The sequence below is a fragment of the Enterobacter sp. JH25 genome (assembly GCF_021725435.1).
Taxonomy (GTDB): domain Bacteria; phylum Pseudomonadota; class Gammaproteobacteria; order Enterobacterales; family Enterobacteriaceae; genus Enterobacter; species Enterobacter intestinihominis.
On the sequence record NZ_CP091319.1, the window covers coordinates 3997413 to 4015642 of the forward strand.

At 50.8% G+C, this 18230-nt stretch carries 24 protein-coding genes and 1 pseudogene; 6 read left to right on the forward strand and 19 right to left on the reverse strand.

Translation table 11 applies throughout. From position 1 onward, the window contains the following. Positions 1 to 13: 13 nt before the first annotated feature. The 14 genes from L2Y28_RS19185 to L2Y28_RS19250 all read right to left on the reverse strand — a co-directional run bounded on the left by L2Y28_RS19185 (position 14) and on the right by L2Y28_RS19250 (position 7385). Complete coding sequence (locus tag L2Y28_RS19185; protein ID WP_045265456.1) at positions 14 to 274, reverse strand: hypothetical protein; 261 nt, start codon at positions 272 to 274, stop codon at positions 14 to 16. A 73-nt stretch (positions 275 to 347) separates the two neighbouring features. After that, complete coding sequence (locus L2Y28_RS19190; protein ID WP_017382383.1) at positions 348 to 581, reverse strand: DinI family protein; 234 nt, start codon at positions 579 to 581, stop codon at positions 348 to 350. A 10-nt stretch (positions 582 to 591) separates the two neighbouring features. After that, positions 592 to 780 (reverse strand): hypothetical protein, encoded by a 189-nt coding sequence (locus L2Y28_RS19195; protein ID WP_014884914.1) that lies wholly within the window; start codon positions 778 to 780, stop codon positions 592 to 594. A 159-nt stretch (positions 781 to 939) separates the two neighbouring features. Further along, a complete protein-coding gene (locus L2Y28_RS19200; RefSeq protein WP_045265455.1) occupies positions 940 to 1635 on the reverse strand; it encodes a DNA adenine methylase in 696 nt (231 codons plus the stop codon). Positions 1636 to 1786: 151 nt separating this feature from the next. After that, positions 1787 to 4090 carry a replication endonuclease gene (locus tag L2Y28_RS19205; RefSeq protein ID WP_045265454.1) on the reverse strand — a complete coding sequence of 768 codons (2304 nt, stop codon included), beginning with the start codon at positions 4088 to 4090 and terminating at the stop codon, positions 1787 to 1789. Next, on the reverse strand, positions 4083 to 4979 hold the full coding sequence (locus L2Y28_RS19210) for a DNA adenine methylase (protein ID WP_023307008.1): 897 nt from the start codon (positions 4977 to 4979) through the stop codon (positions 4083 to 4085). The genes L2Y28_RS19205 and L2Y28_RS19210 overlap by 8 nt, the downstream gene beginning before the upstream one ends. After that, on the reverse strand, positions 4976 to 5203 hold the full coding sequence (locus L2Y28_RS19215; protein ID WP_023307009.1) for a TraR/DksA family transcriptional regulator: 228 nt from the start codon (positions 5201 to 5203) through the stop codon (positions 4976 to 4978). Before L2Y28_RS19215 ends, L2Y28_RS19210 begins: the two co-directional genes overlap by 4 nt. Next, positions 5203 to 5436 (reverse strand): DUF2732 family protein, encoded by a 234-nt coding sequence (locus tag L2Y28_RS19220; protein ID WP_014884920.1) that lies wholly within the window; start codon positions 5434 to 5436, stop codon positions 5203 to 5205. The genes L2Y28_RS19215 and L2Y28_RS19220 overlap by 1 nt, the downstream gene beginning before the upstream one ends. A 102-nt stretch (positions 5437 to 5538) precedes the next feature. Next, complete coding sequence (locus L2Y28_RS19225; RefSeq protein ID WP_017382390.1) at positions 5539 to 5688, reverse strand: DUF3927 family protein; 150 nt, start codon at positions 5686 to 5688, stop codon at positions 5539 to 5541. Beyond that, the gene (locus L2Y28_RS19230; protein WP_023307010.1) at positions 5688 to 6113 is read right to left on the reverse strand and encodes a tellurite resistance TerB family protein; all 426 of its coding nucleotides are present in this window, start codon (positions 6111 to 6113) and stop codon (positions 5688 to 5690) included. Before L2Y28_RS19230 ends, L2Y28_RS19225 begins: the two co-directional genes overlap by 1 nt. A 69-nt stretch (positions 6114 to 6182) precedes the next feature. Further along, a complete protein-coding gene (locus L2Y28_RS19235) occupies positions 6183 to 6383 on the reverse strand; it encodes a hypothetical protein (RefSeq protein WP_017382392.1) in 201 nt (66 codons plus the stop codon). Beyond that, positions 6373 to 6597, reverse strand: a complete 225-nt coding sequence (locus tag L2Y28_RS19240) for a phage filamentation protein Fil family protein (RefSeq protein ID WP_023307011.1) — start codon at positions 6595 to 6597, stop codon at positions 6373 to 6375. The genes L2Y28_RS19235 and L2Y28_RS19240 overlap by 11 nt, the downstream gene beginning before the upstream one ends. 7 nt (positions 6598 to 6604) lie before the next feature. Beyond that, complete coding sequence (locus L2Y28_RS19245; RefSeq protein ID WP_023307012.1) at positions 6605 to 7114, reverse strand: phage regulatory CII family protein; 510 nt, start codon at positions 7112 to 7114, stop codon at positions 6605 to 6607. Positions 7115 to 7148: 34 nt separating this feature from the next. Further along, positions 7149 to 7385, reverse strand: coding sequence for a phage regulatory protein (locus tag L2Y28_RS19250; RefSeq protein WP_023307013.1), 237 nt, complete (start codon positions 7383 to 7385; stop codon positions 7149 to 7151). A gap of 100 nt (positions 7386 to 7485) precedes the next feature. On the opposite strand from L2Y28_RS19250, the gene L2Y28_RS19255 reads away from it, so the two are divergent. The 3 genes from L2Y28_RS19255 to L2Y28_RS19265 are packed head-to-tail and all read left to right on the forward strand — an operon-like array spanning position 7486 to position 9740. Beyond that, on the forward strand, positions 7486 to 8109 hold the full coding sequence (locus L2Y28_RS19255) for a phage repressor protein CI (RefSeq protein ID WP_080338108.1): 624 nt from the start codon (positions 7486 to 7488) through the stop codon (positions 8107 to 8109). Positions 8110 to 8112: 3 nt separating this feature from the next. Next, on the forward strand, positions 8113 to 8652 hold the full coding sequence (locus L2Y28_RS19260; RefSeq protein WP_023307015.1) for a hypothetical protein: 540 nt from the start codon (positions 8113 to 8115) through the stop codon (positions 8650 to 8652). Positions 8653 to 8654: 2 nt separating this feature from the next. After that, positions 8655 to 9740: a tyrosine-type recombinase/integrase gene (locus L2Y28_RS19265; protein WP_023307016.1), complete on the forward strand. Its 1086-nt coding sequence runs from the start codon at positions 8655 to 8657 to the stop codon at positions 9738 to 9740. 277 nt (positions 9741 to 10017) lie between these two features. On the opposite strand, the gene L2Y28_RS19270 is transcribed toward L2Y28_RS19265, so the two are convergent. Then, positions 10018 to 10272, reverse strand: a complete 255-nt coding sequence (locus L2Y28_RS19270) for a hypothetical protein (RefSeq protein WP_022649451.1) — start codon at positions 10270 to 10272, stop codon at positions 10018 to 10020. Positions 10273 to 10343: 71 nt separating this feature from the next. On the opposite strand from L2Y28_RS19270, the gene L2Y28_RS19275 reads away from it, so the two are divergent. Then, positions 10344 to 11054 (forward strand): hypothetical protein, encoded by a 711-nt coding sequence (locus L2Y28_RS19275; RefSeq protein ID WP_022649452.1) that lies wholly within the window; start codon positions 10344 to 10346, stop codon positions 11052 to 11054. 275 nt (positions 11055 to 11329) lie between these two features. Here L2Y28_RS19275 and L2Y28_RS19280 read toward each other — a convergent pair. Beyond that, positions 11330 to 11484 (reverse strand): annotated as a pseudogene (locus L2Y28_RS19280) (porin family protein); the annotation flags it as partial. 452 nt (positions 11485 to 11936) lie between these two features. Between L2Y28_RS19280 and L2Y28_RS19285 the strand changes: the two are divergent. Further along, on the forward strand, positions 11937 to 13106 hold the full coding sequence (locus tag L2Y28_RS19285) for a molecular chaperone DnaJ (protein ID WP_022649453.1): 1170 nt from the start codon (positions 11937 to 11939) through the stop codon (positions 13104 to 13106). On the opposite strand, the gene L2Y28_RS19290 is transcribed toward L2Y28_RS19285, so the two are convergent. After that, positions 13107 to 13871 (reverse strand): siderophore-interacting protein, encoded by a 765-nt coding sequence (locus tag L2Y28_RS19290; RefSeq protein ID WP_022649454.1) that lies wholly within the window; start codon positions 13869 to 13871, stop codon positions 13107 to 13109. A 145-nt stretch (positions 13872 to 14016) separates the two neighbouring features. Here L2Y28_RS19290 and L2Y28_RS19295 point away from each other — a divergent pair, with 145 nt between their 5' ends. Next, a complete protein-coding gene (locus L2Y28_RS19295) occupies positions 14017 to 14511 on the forward strand; it encodes a PadR family transcriptional regulator (protein WP_017382401.1) in 495 nt (164 codons plus the stop codon). Here the strand turns inward: L2Y28_RS19295 and L2Y28_RS19300 are convergent. Beyond that, positions 14508 to 16058 carry a methyl-accepting chemotaxis protein gene (locus tag L2Y28_RS19300; protein WP_236919565.1) on the reverse strand — a complete coding sequence of 517 codons (1551 nt, stop codon included), beginning with the start codon at positions 16056 to 16058 and terminating at the stop codon, positions 14508 to 14510. The genes L2Y28_RS19295 and L2Y28_RS19300 overlap by 4 nt on opposite strands. A gap of 239 nt (positions 16059 to 16297) precedes the next feature. Continuing rightward, positions 16298 to 17818 (reverse strand): PAS domain-containing methyl-accepting chemotaxis protein, encoded by a 1521-nt coding sequence (locus L2Y28_RS19305; protein ID WP_022649456.1) that lies wholly within the window; start codon positions 17816 to 17818, stop codon positions 16298 to 16300. Positions 17819 to 18230 lie beyond the last annotated feature (412 nt).

Sequence of the window (18230 nt, forward strand, 5' to 3'; positions counted from 1 at the left end):
CCCCCCCCTAAATCTATTCAAAAAGAGAATAATTGGCGTCGAATTCGTGGCTTGTCGCTTCGACTTTTGTCAGCAGCATTAAATAATCAAGCCCATCGGATAACGATACCGGGCGATCAAGTTCAAACCAGAAGCAATCATGATAAGTCTTCCCTAACCAATAACCGCCGCCATACTCTTTGAGACGCTGGAAGAAAACCCACTGACCAGGGATGATTGTCTCAAGCATATCGCCGCGATAGACAATCTGGTATTTGAAGTCTTTAGAACCCATAGCTAACGCCTCGCATTGCTCGTTGTTCAACCTTGTGAGTGACAGAACAATATTCTGACACTCACAACGTTTCCTAATGTAGCCAGCTGTCGTCCTCCCAGACCTGCTGTAAAATCTCCATTACCCGCTTTTTATCTTCGTCCAGTTTTAAGCCGCTCAGCTCCAGGCCGTTAGCGCTTCCCTTACGTATGCGGATTGCCGTTTTTGGATAGAGAGGGCGCAAATTTCGGTAAAGCTCGGATTCAAGGGCTTCCAGTGTTGCCTGGCTTATCTTCTGCTCTTTATCGATCATTATTTCAATGCGCATAAAGCCCCCTTTAGTTGATAACGTCCATTGCCTGGCCGTAATCATGGTTACGAATTTTCGCCATCAGCTCGTCCGTCAGTTCCGACACCCACTGGATCGCAAGGCGTTTCTCTTCTTCGCTACACTCACTAGCCGCTACAAGCTTGATAAAAAAATCAATACGCTGGAGTTTCAACGACTCCAAAAGATAGTCCTGCATTTTCCCTCCTATCCTCACTACGGGATAAACCAGCCAGCATCCCCAGGAAGAGATGCTGGCAACTGTATGCATATCCACTGTTTATATATACAGTATAGGAGGATTTCGGGGTTGTAAAATATTTTTTATCAATCAATCAGATGAGTCTGTTTGCTGAGGTTAATCATTAACTTCACTCAGCGCCGTCATTATTGCCAGTCGCTCAGCATGGGGCAAAGCTGCGAACTTCTCGCGCCAGCGCTTCGCCTTGCGTTTGATGCGCTCCCTGTCGTTGTAATCCTTACCCGCAAAAGCGTGCGAGTAGGCTCTCCCCTCCGGGTAATTCATCCAGATTTTCTCTGTGCGTACACCGCCACGTGTCATGGCCTGAAATTCTTTCTGACGCCAGCCCGTTAACAGTTCGTCATAAAGCGCTGATGGGTAGCCGGACAAAATTACACTGGCATTTTTTGGCAGGCTTTTAAGGCAGGCCAGCAGCCGCTCATGATCGGCAACGGTATATTCATTGCGATAACGCGCGGCACTGGTGCGCGTTTCATGCAGATAGGGAGGGTCTGCGTAAACCAGCACACGACCGGCAGAGGAAAAATCGAAGCCCCTTAAAAACTGCACCGCATCGGCAACATCGATAAAAAGGCTATCGCCCACGGTATCAAGGAAATCAACATTGCCCTGGCAGAACGCCTCAACCGTCAGGGGATCAATATCAATGCCCCAATTGCGGCGGGCCGGTGGCTTACGCAACATGACAGCGCCACCGCCCAGGTGCGTCTCAATGTAGGTATCATGCGGCGGCATTTCCGCAATAATTTTTTGAAAAACACCGCTTGCGGCCTTGCTTCCCAGATAGGTCATTTCTGTTTTCCTCAACTCCTGATTTCGTTTTAATTCACCTGCAGCACAGTCGAAAATGACGTTACTCGATGAATGGCCAGCACTGTCATTTCTGACGGTGAATGACGGAACGCGGTACCACACCGTCAGACCTGACCATGTTGGTCACGGGCTATTCACGCGCTGAAAATGCACGCTTCATTCGGTTCAAAAGGTCATCCGCCTGCTGTTTAATCTCCACAATTTGGGACGGCAGACGTTGAACACCTGCCGCTGTACGGTTTCGGACAGTAAGGCGCCCTTCTTCAACCGTTAACACCTGATCGCCAAAGGCAACCACCGCGCCAGAAATCAACGAACGGACCATTCCGGCACTGGCATCCACACCACGCAGAGACAGCAGCTCACTCATTTGCTTTTCCTGCTCCGTCATAGGGCTGGCTTTTGGCCTCACTTTGACGCGCTTGTTAGTTACCCTTGCCGCGTCGCTCAGCCGCTGCGCAATCACCCGTTTTTCTTTCCGGGATAAAGAGCCAATATCCGCCCAGCTGGCACAGTCATTAATGACCGTGCCGCCAGGATCGGCGCGTTTTTCAACCTCCCGCGGCTCCCGCGTACAGTTATTGACAGAACTCCGAGGGGCGGCGGGGCCGCCTGAAAAATCAAGGTCAAAACCTGAAACGCCGTCGGCCTGACGTTTCGGCACAATTTTGTATTTGGTAGTGCGCGTATGAATCAGCGATTCCGGCCCACGGATTGGGGAGTAAACGCCGGAAATTTTGGAGACGTCATCCCCGTAGAGATTGCCGTTTTCGGTGACTTCATAGCTGAGGCGCACGCGCAGGAGATCGCGGGGAACCAGCGGGCCACCCTGAGCACTCACGTACAAATCCCACGCGCTGCTGTCGGCGGCCTGACGCACTGGCTCAATTTCGGGGTGCAGGACCAGCTCACGATCACCGAGGCGGCGCAATTCACGCCACACTGTTACCGGTGCGCCGCCTATCTGCTGGAACTGACGGATCGCCCAGCGAGACGCCCAGGCACTTACGCGGCGCGCCATCTCTTTCAGAGGCTTGCCGGTTTCATCATCCAGATCGTCATCAAGCTGATAGCCATCAATATTTTTTGAAATGTATTTGGCGATATAGCCCGTTGCGCTGCCTTTCTCTTTCTCGATGGGTTTCATTTCGAAGCGGTTTTCAGCGGCGCCAGGCTCATTTCCATCCTCACGCATGGCGTGCTTACGAAAGATCGCTGTTGCCGGTTCGATATGCTCCGGGCGCATGAAAAGTAGGAGGTGCCAGTGCGGGGTTTCATCGTGGTGAGGCTCGACAACACGGAAACCAAACACGCGAATACCGTTGCGCAGCCAGGCCGCACGCGTGCGCGCCCATACTTTACAAAGATATTTCTGTGTCTCACGCGGTGACGCGCCGCTGTATTTGTTGTTCCGGCGCCCGTCGTACTGCATTGAGTGATACTTTGATGGAGCGGTAAGCGTGAAGAACGCCCCGGCCAGCCCGGCCTCATTCGCTAAATCTTCGAACCCACGCATTCGCGCCATCAGTTCACGGCGTCGGTTAGCTGGGTTGGCAACGCTGCCGGCCACTTTATCAATCAGCGATACACGTTCTCCGGTGTCCTCATCTTCCAGCTCCATCGCTTTCAGAAATTCGCGGTTGGCTTTCTTTTGAGCCGTCCACTCCTGCAAACATGGATCACTGCAGTACGGTGCGGATTTTTTGTGTACATACCCGGCCGCAACCATCAGATGCTCACGCCAGCGAGCGTGCATACGGCGCAGACGATTAAGCCACCACTGCGGAGACTGCAGGCGGGCCACTGCTTTCAGTGCGTCTTCCGCCTCCAGATCTTCTTTGCAGTAGGCCGTCCAGCACGGAACCGGTGTTTTGAGGTGATTGGCAAGAAATCCCATGCGGCCATAACCTGACAAGGTGGCGAAATGAGGATCGGACGTGCGGGCCATCTGGAAATCAAACTCGCGGTTAAACTCGCTACCCAACAGGTCAGCAAGATTATGCGCCAGCCGTTTCAGCTCTTTTTTTCCAGCCCAAAGCAGGCGCCAGAATTGTTCACGCAGAGGCAACAAAGCCGCAGGCATCACCCCCTGCGGCAGATACTGCTCATTGACCTGATCTATACGACTAAGAACGAATCGCTCAAAGGTATTGATAAGCCAGGCATCAGCCGCTTGTTTGCCTTTACGGTCTACCTGTTCAAGTTTTTGAGCATACATACGACGGACAAAATGAGGCAGCGAAGCCAGGCGGCGGCGAACCGCCCGGCTCCGGTCTGGTGCTTCATCCGTTTCTGCCAGTTCGGCAATCGACAAACGCTTGCGATTGCCGTCTGGCGTCAGATACATGATCCCCGGCGCCGCATCAGCTTGCTTAAAACCGCCAATTGCAGGACGCGGAGCATTCCAGCTATAGGGAAAAGCAGTATCAGACATTCCTGCTACCCATCATGGAGAGCTTATTGGCCGCCTTATTACCTTCCCCTGCAGCATAATCAACGCCATACCATTGCCACTCATTGCAGCTAGCACGCACTGGTTCAGATACAGCGATAATTTCCCTGGCGGATTTACCTTCTCCACCCGCTACGCCCATGCTCCGTTTCGCGTCTAGTTCATAAATTTTAAGATCACGATAAAGAGAGCGCGTTAGCTGGGTGTCACTGTTGGATACAACAACGCTGTGCCCCAGCGAGGAAAGATGAAGAAGGATTGAGGCAAGGTGGTACTGGTTATCCTCATTAAATCCTTTTGTGTGATAGGCCGTAAACGTATCGTCGTATGGAGGATCGCAATAAATAACATCGTCACGCTTAACCATTGCCAGCGTTTCTTCATAACTTGCACAAACGAAATTGGCGCGTTTTGCTTTCTCTGCAAATGCGCGGATCTCATTTTCTGGAAAATACGGCTTTTTATAATTACCGTACGGGACATTAAAAACACCGCTTAAGTTGTAACGGCACAATCCACGATAACAGTGGCGGTTCAGATAAAGGAAATATACTGCGCGGTGCAGGCGGTCTAATTGCGAATCGTGGTTAAAAGCTTCTCGTACACGATAATAATTTTCAGCCACGATAAAACTTTCAAAAACTGCTTTAGCAAGGTTAATAAAGTTTTCTGTATCTTCCGCAATAGTACGATACAGATTAATTAAATCTGGATTGATATCTGCGACAAGATAATGAGGATAGTCTGTTGCCATCATCACAGCGCAGGAGCCCGCGAAAGGTTCAACCAATCGCGGGCCAGCTGGGAGATACTTTTTCAGTTCGGACATAATGGCGGTTTTGTTTCCCGCCCATTTCAGGATAGTGCTCATACAACGCCTCCGTTGTAGTGCTTGCCTTTTAACTCTGCGATTTCCTGACAGGTCACACAGCACTGCACGCCCGGAATAGCGCGGCGGCGCGCTGGCGGGATCGGAGCATCACACTCCGCACAGAGAACACGGGAAACGCCCGGCACTTTGGCGCGGGCATTGTTGATATGGCGCTCACGATCTTCCTGTTCGCGCAGCTGGGCGAGGTCCATTGAATCAGCCATTAATGCAGCTCCTGCGCTTCGTTCTGGATGCGTACCGCTTCAACGCGAAGCAGTTCGGCCGCCTCGATATGGCTCAACTGACGGGAAACGATGCGCACGGCCAGACTATCCAGACGAGCCGCCATTGCATCAGCACGGCAACGGCGCTCATCCATGCGCGTTTCATTTAACAAAGCGAACAGGCCAGCATCGTCTGGGCCTGTTTTCGTTGAGTGGGTTTTAGTATTTTTCATATTCATTTCCTCAGAATTCGGGCAAAAAAATGCCCGGCGGGTTTACGCCAAAAAAAAGGGTTATTTACTCGGATATAGCCCGCGCAACGCGGGCTGTAAGAATCAGGCTTTCTTAAACATTGGAAGCGCTACTGCAATAATCCCCGCTACCAAAACACCATCAGCCAACATCGACATAAGACGGCCCGTGAAATCTACTGCAACAACCAGGAACAGCAGCACACAGATAATGAGACAACGCAGCTTTCCCATTACAGGTACTGGTCCAGTGGCAACTGGAGAGCCTGCGCAATTTTCTTAAGCTGCGCTTCTTCCTCGCTGCCGATACCGTCCTGGTCAGCAATATCAAGACACAGGCACAACACGTTCACCGCGTCGTCAGTTCCCGCAACATCCGCCAGTTCACGCAGAGCCTGAGCATTAGCGCTACGCGGTGATGCTTCATAACGGGCGCGGATATTACTGCTCATCTGCGCAATTTCACCGGCAAAAGGCGCAAAGGCTGGCAGGGCTGAAATTGTTTTTTCCAGCACGCCGATTTCTTTCGCGTCACAGGTTCCGTCAGCGTACGCAATGGAATAGGCGCCCCAAACAGTGGCCTCTACCGCGTCGCGGTTTTCCATTTTTTTTACTTCTACAACGGCTTTACGAGCTTTCTTTTTAAAGATTCCAAACATTGTTATTTCCTCATTTTTAGTTGACTGTCTTCACAATGCCCACGTTATGAGCATTAGGCAGGCGTCAAATTAGATATAACCGGCAACTGGAACAGGCTTACTTTTAATTTGGTTAATAATTTCAGCCTGCAAACCTTCTTTAAATTCTTTGCAGCACTCCCATTCAGGATCGACACGCAAAACAGCACCATCACGGGTTTTAATTTCAAAACCTTCCGCCATATTTGGGATGATCACGCCCAGAATAATTCTCAGCTCATTACGAGACATGTTTCACTCCTTTAATAATCAAACGAGCAATGCGAATAATTAAAAAAGCTGACGGCTTAGCCGCTTTTGTTTTCAGCCCGTTTAATAATTCGGACTGATCGCGGCACGGGTGCCAGCGCTTGCCGTTATCTCCTGCAATCCAGCCGTGGCCGTAGTGCATTGCCGGGCTTTGCTTTACCAGGAGCGAGGCGAAAGAAGGTTCGTTTTTCAGCATGACCACCTCACATAAACCCGAAAGTCGCACTGATACCTGTAACCGTATCAATAGTGCTAGCCATGGCTGGGTTAGCCTGCAGACGCGCTTGCATGGATATCGCAGCCAACGCCATAAGGCGGGTGACAGAATTGATGCTGCTGATCACATCGCGGCGTCCAGCTGTTGTACCAACTTCCCCCGACACAGCACCGGCAGCCACACGACCAATTTCAGCTGTCGCGCTCATGACGTAATGCGGGAGTTTTTCTTTTGCCACTTCGTTCGTAGGTACGCACGGCAGGCAATGAATTTGAGCAAGGAAACCATCAACCAGCGTGGAGTCTTCAGTGATATCCGTCAGCAGCCAGATTTCCGGCGGCGTGAGCTGATGGGGCTGCTCAGGGTTAAGCTTGTTGCGCAGCGTCTGGACATTCATGCCTGCCCGGTCTGCCAACTTCGCCATATTGTGACGCTGTGCGAAAGCGCGGCAGGCTTCATCAAAGTGAGGATGTTTGGAAACGCGATAATCAAACATGTTGTAAATCCTTTTTTATCCCAAAATGGAACTATCAGGCTTGCATTGCGACTTCACAGCCCTGGGCTGCTTCCATCGTCAAGGCGAACATGTTTACTTCGATAAGGCTGTTAACTCCGGCCTTCTTCCTGATAGGAAGTCGGTTTTCACGGATCATTTGGCGGGCATAGCTTGGCTTGTAACCTGTACGGCGGCAGAACTCATCAAGCGTGATGAATGGCTCAGATATCACAAGGTTGATGCTTGGCCGCATTGAAAGTTGTCGACTCATGATGCACTATTCCTCAGTTTGAGCGCTGAACTCACTATTCAGCACTGTTTAACGCTATTCAATACTTCTTGAATCGAGATGTTAGGATCACAAAACCATTATGTCAACAAACAACTTCGCAAAACAGGATGATTTAAACCTGATTCGAGATTGCATCGCACAGAATCGCGGCGGGAAAGAAGTCATCGCCCGCATACTTGAGGCGTATGGGTTTACCACTCGAATCACTCTCTGCAGGCAGCTCGGCGTGTCTCAAAGCACAATGGCTAACAGGTATGCGCGTGATACCTTCCCTGCGGATTGGGTAATTGTCTGTCATCTTGAAACGGGAGCCTCGTTAATCTGGCTTAGCACCGGTTCTGGAAGCAAATTTGTAGATAACAGAGATGACCGCTCCATCCATCTGAAACGCATCGACATCACAAATGGGAACTTAACAACCCAGAACGACGTGATAGTTGACGTTTCAACCATTCCTGAGGGATTGAATTCACCTTTCATTTTGACGTATGACAAAACCAGCTATATGGCTGATAGCTATGACGGCGAGTTAGTAGATGGTTTCTGGTTTATTGAGATCGATGGCATTGCCAGCGTTCGCGAGGTGTACCGCTTTCCAGCTGGACGTGTACGTATAGAGAATGGAAAGGCATCTTTTGAATGTGCTGTAACAGACGTTAAAGTTTTGGGGAAAATCATCAGTAAAACTGAATTCATGGATTAATAGATGCTTTTAGCAATGGAAGTAATCCTAATAATTACCTGCGGCGTTGTCGTAGGAATGAATATGGGAAATAAAAAAAAGACAAACAGCACTTTGATTAATTGCGTGATTGTTGCTGTATTTTTTATCGGCCTTTATTTTATATTCAGGTCTTTGCATATCATTGCCGCTCATATTTTTACCGGATTTGCTTTATTCGGAACTATGGGAATACTTTTTGATAACAAGACCAAACCTTCCAATGCAGCGCCTGAGCCATCAGCAATAGACCAACAAATTCAAACTCCTGCATCGTTGAATTCATCTAACTATCAACTTATTTCTTTTAGTTACCTCAATGCCTCTAACGAAAAAAGCTACAGAGAAGTCGATGTGAAAGAAGTAGATGAGGTGCATATTACTGGTTATTGCTATTTACGCAGACAGTTGCGCACATTCCGTATAGATAGGATTGAGGGGCAAGAAATTGTTATCCGCGACTCTGGCGAAGTCATCAACGTATACGACTGGATTACGCTGCTTTATCCACTTCCAGAGGTGTAACGATGGCAGTAAGCAAATTAAGTAACGGTAAGTGGCAAGCGCAAGTCTTCCCAAACGGCCGCGAAGGGAAACGCATCCGGCGCCAGTTCGCCACAAAGGGGGAAGCCCTGGCGTTCGAGCGCCATGTTAAGGAACAAGCCCAGGACAAGCCGTGGCTGGGTGAAAAAACGGACAAACGCCGTGTTAGGGATTTGGTTACAGCCTGGTATAACGCCCATGGTGTGACGCTTGCTGATGGTGAAAAGCGCAAAGGTGCAATGGAGTTTGCCTGTCTCGCTATGGGTGATCCCCTCGCAACTGAGTTCAACGCTAAACTGTTCTCAACGTATAGAGAACAACGGTTAAGCGGGAAAATAACCCGCTCTGATCGCGTTAAGTCCGTAACTCCTCGTACGGTAAACCTCGAACTGGCTTACTTTCGGGCTATGTTCAATGAGCTGAAAAGACTTGATGACTGGACAGCGCCAAACCCTCTCGAAAACGTCAGAGAGTTTAAGATCGCAGAAGTTGAACTGGCCTGGCTGACGGTTGAGGAAGCGACGCGCTTGCTTGAAGAGTGCGAGAAAAGCAAAGCTGGGGATTTAACCACAATTGTTAAAATCTGCCTTGCGACCGGCGCAAGATGGGGAGAAGCGGAAGGATTAACGGGTAAACAGATAAGCCCCGGCAAAATCACTTTCATCAAAACGAAAGGTAAAAAAAACCGCGCAGTTCCAATCAGTGATGAGCTGTACGAGTTGCTACCCAAAAACCGAACTTCTAAACCACTCTTTACCGGATGTTATTCAGCATTCAGGAGCGCCATTAAGCGCGCGGGGATAGAGCTACCAGATGGTCAGCTTTCACATGTTCTACGACATACTTTTGCAAGCCATTTCATGATGGGCGGCGGCAATATTCTCGTCTTACAACGCATCCTTGGACATACAGATATTAAAGTCACAATGCGTTATGCCCACTTTGCACCTGACCACCTGACAGAAGCGGTTCAACTCAACCCTTTAAACCTGATAGGTGGCAGCAAAATGGCAGCACAGCGCACCACTATGCAATACTTTTCGACAATATACGAAATTCTATGCGCTTGATTTAACAGTAAATAATTGTTTTTATTGAAATATAGTTCGGACTCATAATCGCTTGGTCGCTGGTTCAAGTCCAGCAGGGGCCACCAAATTTTAGCTTTAGAATCATATAATTAAGCCACTCTAACGAGTGGCTTTTTCTATGTAACTGACAGTGTTCCATTATCGTTACATGGCATCTTAACTGAACCCGATCTCGATCCAGACCCCAATTGTATGACGCAGATCAGAACACACTTAACTCCCCCTCACCTGCCGCCTTGTGGATCAGTTTTGAAGATTAGCTTTTGTATCGAGTGACATGGCGGTAAATTTTTTTCGTTACAAAAATGGCGAGTATGCCCAGCAGAATTGAAGCTAAGCCAAGGAAAATCAATAAAGAAAGGATATGACTAAACAAGCCACCAAAGCTTGTAAAATCACCCAATCGAGCAAACTGCTCCGGAGTGAGTACACGAACGACGATCTCTGGAATAGTTAGAAAGAAAATAATCACCACTAGAACATAAATTGCCACTCTACCGCTTTTTTTCATTTTCTTCCTTGCCCCCTATGACAATGATGATCAATTATTGACAGGGTAATGTTACAACAAGGGAAATTACAATGGCAGACGGCTATGCAAAAATGAAGTTGCAATCAGAAAGGAATCTAGCCCTGGCGCTAACCAAAGCATTGCGAGAAATACAAGCTACCAATATGAGTGCTATCGAAAATCTAAAGCTTGGTACACAACGTATAATTAACTATGGTTCGTGCCTGATACCAGACGATTACTACCGCAATACCTGTCGCGAGCTAATAAATGAAGACCGCCGTCTCACATTAGCACTTGCCGAAATCTATAACCGAAACGATGTTGCTCTTGATATGGTTGAGATTTACTTTCAGAAAACTCTCAAAAGACTGGGAGAGCAAAAAAGTAACAATCTCGCTGCATTTCTTAAAAAGGAATTAGGCGATAAGGCTTATGAGTACGCTGAGAAATCTAGCAAACTAGCGCTGTCCTTAACTATTGCAAAGCTGATAATCAGTAGCGGCGATTTTCACGAGTCGCATATCAGAATGGTTAATTCTTTATCATCAATGTATGTTAACGGTGCTATAATCTATTCCAAAGCACAGGTGGCGGCGCTAGCAGCTAATAAGCTCAAATTTCAGGACTCTGCATATTACCAGGCATTGTACCAACAGAATCTGGAGATGCTTTACTTTCTTATTGAACCGCAAATGACAAAAATAATTTATCAAATTGAATCAGGTGGCAACAATGAGGAAATAATCGGCGATGCTTTATATGAGTTATTAAGAAGATGAAACGAGCAATATTATGGTTTTTGCAATCATATATTTATTATATCCCTATAGCGCTCATCGTTGCTGGTGCTTATCTTTTTGCGCGTTTCATCCCTGACTATTTTGGTATTCTTACCCTGACATGGATCATCATCGTTACCTATTTTTATGTAAAACATAATCGTTGGTTTTGATGGAAATCAGGAACCCCACATGCCACATGCGCACAAGAAAAAAGCCAGCCCCACACTCCCACGGTGTTGGCCTTGCTTTAAAGCAGTGATATTCACAACAGGTTAAAACACGTAACACATGCCCAGCGTAAATTCGTTAGAGACAATATGCGCCTTCATCTGCTCATCCTTTAAGCCACGCATGTTCGCATAGTTGTTATATCCACTGTCGATCTTACCCATATCGAAATAGTGCCCCGGTCGACATACAGACGCTCACCGCCTAAGTGCTCTTTCTGTTTGCCGCCAGAACGGTAGCCAGGATCATCGCGATCGGCAGGGCGACTACAATAGCTTTCATCTTCATCAACACTCCTTTGGAAAAGCATTCCGCACGGCGAACCATCGTCTGCCGGTGTCAGTAAAAGTCAGTGACACGAAGCGTAAGCACTCCCGAAAGGGCAAACTATTCGGGGGAATACGCGTTTTACCTGGTAATTTTAAGTAGGGACTGGTCTTGGTTTTAAAGCGATTGCTAGTTATTTCAACGGATTAGCGCTTATCATCAAAAGCAACCTGCTCATTTCATCTTTTACGCGCCCATCTTCACATTCTGCAATTCTAAAGAAATCCCCCATCGCGCCGATCATCATCCGTGTGTATTATTTCCAGTAGCTTTTACAACAACTAACCTTAACTCAAATACTTAAGCGCCAGAGCGAAAGGCATCATGAGCACACCGATCAAACGGCTAGAAATCATTAAAAATGCCATTGAGCTGGAAGATGACGACATCATCCGGAGCCAGTTGAAACGTCTCAAAGAGGAAGCCTTTGACGATAATCTCCTGTCCATCGTCGCGGCGCTTGAGCAGAAAAATTACACCGCAGCCCTTCGCGCTATCACCGCCTGGCTGCAAAGCCAGCGCGCCGTTACCCCGTGGCGTGACCCGCAGCTGGCGGCCAGCAAGCTGGAGCTGAAAGCTCTGGAAGAGCGCTTGCGCGATCTGATTGATCGCCGTAACGCCCGGGTACAGCAGCTTGATGAGTTCAACGATCTCTATTTCTCCCGCCTCGGGCCGTTGATGCAGCAGATCCTCGCCCTGCGTAAAACGCTGGCGGAGCTTAACCTGCGTCGTCAGCAGGCGGAGACGCGTCGTCGGGAAGAGGATTACCGCCGCTGCCAGGGCTATATGGCGCAGGCCGTAGAGGTTCTGACAACGCTCACCCGGCGCTGGCGAGATCTGCCTGCGGATTCCGTTCAGGCGGCAGAGGCGCGCAAGCATCTTCAGCAGCAAAGTAATCTGATTGCCAACCTACTGGCCGAAGCGATGGAGCTGGAGACCGGTTTAACGCGTGAAGAAGAGCCAGCACGTCAGGCGCGCGATGAGGCCAACGAAGAGTACAAAAAGTATCGAGAACAGCATCATGATGCCGAGGTGCGCCTGCGTAAAGGCAAGGATCTCTCTGAAGAGGATCGGAACGAGCTGAAGCGGCTCTGGCGTCAGGCGAGCAAGCTATGCCACCCGGATCTGGTTGCCGATGATTTAAAAGAGGAAGCCAACAGGATGATGGTGCAACTCAACCAGGCCAAACAGCGCGGCGACGTGAAGGCCATTCGCTCGCTGGTCGCCCGTCTGCAACAAGGGTTTGAACCGATGATGGCGAGCGACAGGCTGAACGACCTGGAACGTATTCGCAAAAAAATGGCGCAGGTGCGTGAGCAAATCGACACCCTGGTGAACGAGCTGGCAGAGCTGGAGAAGGAAGAGTCCTGGCTGCTCGTCTCGTCGCTCAGCAATATGGAAGCCTACTTTGCCCAGCAGGAGAAAGCGCTGAGAGAGGTATGCGCCTCGCTCGAACATCAGGTGAGCGAAGCGCAGCTGGATCCCGCAGCCTGATTATTTGGCGTGCCAGTACGCACTGGCACGTACCAGCTGTGGGTCAATTGCGTCGGTTTCAAACTGACGGCTCAGGCGTTTCACCACCTTCCCCTCTCCGGTCAGCCAGATAAAGTAATCCTCTTCCGGCACGGCCAGCGCTGCAAGTTGGTCGGCTACCGCCTGCTCGTTGTGGCCGATAACCCAGGTGATGTTGAACCCGCTCAGGTGCGCCAGATAGTCCTGGTACGCCGCATCGCCCACGGTGACGATGGCGTGGATCGCCGGGGGAACAGGCAGTTTTGCGATGCTTTCTAAACGGCGGCGCAGCGCGGGCATACCCGACTCGTCGCACACGTACAACTGCCAGGCGTAATCTTCCGGCACCACCAGCGAACCACGCGGACCGCCGATGGTCAGCTTGTCGCCCACCTTCGCCTCTACCGCCCAGTTGCTGGCAATGCCGCCATCATGCATGAAAAAATCGAGCGCCAGCTCGTGTTTTTCGTCATCGTACAGCGGGGTGTAGTCACGCGCCTGCGGACGCACCCCGTCGCCCCAGTCGATGCCTTCATCGGTCACCACAGGCGGCACGAAAGGGGTGCCCGGTGCCGGGAAAAAGACTTTGGTATGGTCGTCAAAGCCGCGAGAGCTAAAGCCCTCCAGCGCCTCGCCGCCTAGTACAATGCGCTGAAATCCTGCGCTGACTCGCTCAGTGCGCATCACGTTCAGCTCACGAAAACGCAGGTCATTGCGGACACGTTGAGGGTAACGGGTAGATGCCATGTTGATGCCCTTCTCAGGTGAATACGATATATCGGAATGAATTTTTAATGATAATGATTGCTATTAACTCAGAAATCAAGATCTTTTAGATTGCATCTGAATATATCTTAGATATAGTTTAGATATATCAAATTGAGGAAGAAACATGCGACACGAACACGACGGCGGCGGACGCCGGCCACGATTTTTTGGCCATGGTGATTTGCGGCTGGTGATCCTGGATATCCTGACCCGCAACGCGAGCCATGGTTATGAGCTGATTAAAGAGATCGAGAACCTGACGCAGGGACATTACACGCCAAGCCCTGGCGTGATCTACCCGACGCTGGATTACTTGCAGGATCAGGCGCTGATCACCATTACCGAAGAAGAGAACGGCCGTAAGCGGATTGCGATTAACGCCGCCGGGCAGCAATGGCTGGATGACAATCGGGAACAGCTGGAGCAGATCCAGACGCGTATCAAGGCGCGCTCCGTCGGGTTCCAGCTGCGCAAAAACCCACAGATGAAGCGGGCGCTGGATAACTTCAAAGCGGTTCTGGATCTGAAAGTTAATCAGGGAGAACTCAGCGACGCGCAGTTAAAACAGATTATCGGCGTGATTGACCGCGCGGCACTGGAGATCTCCCAGCTGGATTAAGCCAGCACGCCGTCGCTCACGCGGAACACGCGGACCAGCTCTTTCAGGTGCATCGCCTGTTCGTTAAGGGATGCCGCCGCCGCAACGGACTCCTCCACCAGCGCGGAGTTCTGCTGGGTGGTGGCGTCTATCAGGCCAATCGCGCTGTTGATCTGCGAGATACCTTCCGTCTGTTCATGGCTGGCCTGGCGAATTTCACGCAGGATGACGTCCATCTCTTCCACGTTGCCGACCATGCCGTTGATAAGCCCGCTGGCTTTCTCCACAAGGTTCATGCCGTCCTGCGTCTGGCTTGTGGAGCTTTCAATCAGCTGGCGGATCTCACTCGCAGATGTTGCACTTTTCTGCGCGAGCTGGCGTACCTCACCCGCCACCACCGCAAAGCCGCGACCATGCTCACCTGCGCGCGCCGCTTCGACCGCCGCGTTCAGCGCCAGAATGTTGGTCTGGAAGGCAATGGCGTCGATAATGTCGGACATCCTGTTCGATGTTTCGTTAATCAGGCGCATTTTGCTGGTGACCTGCTTCATCATCTCGCCGTTGTTTTTGACCACGGCAGCCGCATCGGCAGACAGGTTCGTCGCTTCTCCGGTGTGGGACGCGGTGTTCTTCACCGTGGCGGTAATCTGCTCCATCGACGCGGCCGTCTGTTCAACGGAACTGGCCTGCTCCTCCGTGCGGGCAGCCAGATCCTGGTTGCCCGCGACAATCTGCGCGGCGGCGCTGGAGATGTTTTCCGATCCGGTTTGCACCTGCTGCACAATCTCCAGCAGGCGCGTTTTCATCTCCATCAGTGCGGTGAGGAGCAGTCCGGTTTCATCTTTACCGTGCGAGGTAATGCTGCCGGTGAGATCGCCATCGGCGATGGCCTCCGCAAAATTCACCGCGTCGTTCAGCGGGCGGGTAATGGATCGCACAATGAACCAGCCAGTCAGGCTGGCTGCCGCGACGCTGAAAAGCGTAATCAGGATCAGCAGCAGACGATTAGTGCGGAAATCGCCTTCCACCTGCTCGCCCGCACTCTGCATTTCATGATCCTGGATCGCAATCAGCGCCTGCACTTTCGCTTTATAAGACTGTTGCAGGTCCAGGGTGTTGGTCATCATCTCGTTTATCGCGCCTGCACGGTCGTTATTCTGCACGGCCTGCAAAATGCGGTAGCGCGAGTCAAGATATTGCTGGCGTACGCCGTGGATGTCCGCCAGCACCTGTTGGGATTTTTTATCCTTGAGAGCGTTGTCCAGCTCGCTCAGGATTGCGGTGATGCGCTCGCTTATCGCCTTCAAACGCTGTTCTGATTGCGTCGTGTACATTCCCTGTTCGTCCAGCAGCATGAGCTGCTGTGTGCTTATAAATTCCTGGAAGTTGTCGATTAACTGGTTCGCTTTTACCGTAGTTGGATAGTCGCTGGTAAGAATGGTTTGCATTCCATTGTTTGCCCGATTCAGGCTCATCAGAGACAAGCTTGCGCTGACGACCATCAGGACAATAAATAATCCAAACGCCAGAAATAATTTCGTGCCGATCTTTACGTCATGTATGAACATATTTACCCCATCGATGTGATTATTTCTCAGACGATCGCTGTTATCGGTAGGAAACTCGCTAACTTTATGACTTTGATCGTTTTTTTATTTCTCACTTTCAATGAATCCGGGGCGTAGCAATTAAAAATCGGGTACTTTTTTTAGTTACTTAATATTTCATTAACAACATAACTTATTCTGAAAAACAAAAAAGCCGTTTACCCCGGAGGAATAAACGGCTTTATCGAAGCATGCATTTCTTAATGCAGCACGGTAACCGCATCTTCAAGACGTCCGGCCCGGTGCTTAACCATCGCGGAAATCTGCGCGCTCTCTTCGACCAGGTCAGCATTTTTCTGCGTAATGCTGTCCAGTTCTGCCACGGCACGGGTCAGCTCTGTCAGGCCTGTCGCCTGCTCGGAGGTGGAGTGGCTGATCTGCGCGATAAGCTGCGTGACGTTTTTCACCTGCTCGACAATATCATCCATGGTACGTCCCGCGGCGTGGACCTGATCGGCGCCCGACTGCACTTTGCTGGCGCTGGCGTCGATCAGCTTGCGAATATCGTTAGCCGCGTTCGCGCTGCGGCTGGCAAGATGACGCACTTCGCCCGCCACCACCGCAAAGCCTTTCCCCTGTTCGCCCGCGCGTGCCGCCTCAACCGCGGCGTTCAGCGCCAGAATATTGGTCTGGAAGGCGATGTCATTGATAAGCGAGGTAATAGAGCCAATGCGCTGGGTACTGTCGGCAATGTCATCCATGGTTTTCACCACGGTCTGCATCACGGTGCCGCCCTGCGTGGCCGCGCTGCTGGCAGCCATCGACAGCTTGTCGACTTCGGCTGCGGTCTCAGAGTTACTCTGCACCGACGCCGCCATCTGGTTCATTGTTGCCACGGTCTGCTGCACGTTAGCCACGGTCTGGCGCGTGCGGTCGTTGAGATCTTCATTACCCTGCGCCAGCCTGTCGCTGCCGTCGCGCACGCTCACCACCTGGCTGGAGACGTCGTTGATAAGCCAGCGGCACATCAGCCCCAGTTGTCCGACGGCCCGCAGCATCAGCCCCAGTTCATCGCTGCGGTTAAGATGCTGCACGCTGTTACGCTCGCCGGTAGCGACCCTGAGCGCCTGCCGTGCGACGTTTTCCACCGGGCGGACAATCTGTTGCTCAAACACCAGGGTGCCAAGCAGCATCACCACGGCTGCCGCCACCAGCGAAGCCCAGCCTGCGGCACTGGCAACCAGCGTTGCGGCCATCACCGCAAAAAGTACCGCCATTACGCTACGCACTCGCCAGCGCAGCGGCATCGCCGGTAATTTGCCGAGCCAGCCTTTGCGCACCACCAGCCCTTTATGAATGCGTTTTTTGCTACGTCCTTCATTGAGCGCCTTATAAAGCGGCTCCACCGCGGCGACCTCGTCCTCGGTGGCGCGGGTACGAATGGACATATAGCCCGTCATCTGACCGTTACGCACCATTGGTACCGCATTGGCGCGTACCCAATAGTGATCGCCATTTTTACGTCGGTTTTTGACAATCCCGCTCCAGGGCTCGCCCTTTTGCAGCGTGTACCACATGTCGGCAAAAGCCGCTTTCGGCATATCGGGGTGGCGCACAATGTTGTGCGGCTGCCCGAGCAACTCCTGAAGCGTAAAGCCACTCACTTGCACAAAGGTGTCGTTAGTGTGGGTCATGTAGCTGTGGAGGTCGGTGGTCGACATAAGCGTGGTGTCATCGTCCAGCGGATATTCATTCTGGGTGACATAGTCAGGAGAGGACATAGTGAGCATCCCTTGCAGGTTATTTGAATGTTAATTTTGTGGCTTATGTTTTTTCGGCGATAAAAAATTTATCTTTAGTTGTTAAATATGATTGAGATCGCAAATCTCGGTTAAACCGCACTTTTCGTACGCTTTTCTAATTAATTGATTTAAAATACTTTCGACACGAAACTACCTACAAAGCATGATCCTCCGGCGCACACTTAAGGCGCATTTCCTGCCCTGGAGCAGTGCAATTGACGAAACCCAATCCCCGGCTCGTTATCCCTTATCCCGTGCGGCGCGCGATGGCATGATTAAATATTGTGCAACTTTGATTTCACTTGGCGTTTATCCCGATTTTTGTTAAGGCATCTGAGGTGGCGTAATCCCTGCAATACTTAACTCAGTATCATGTGATACGCGATCCCCG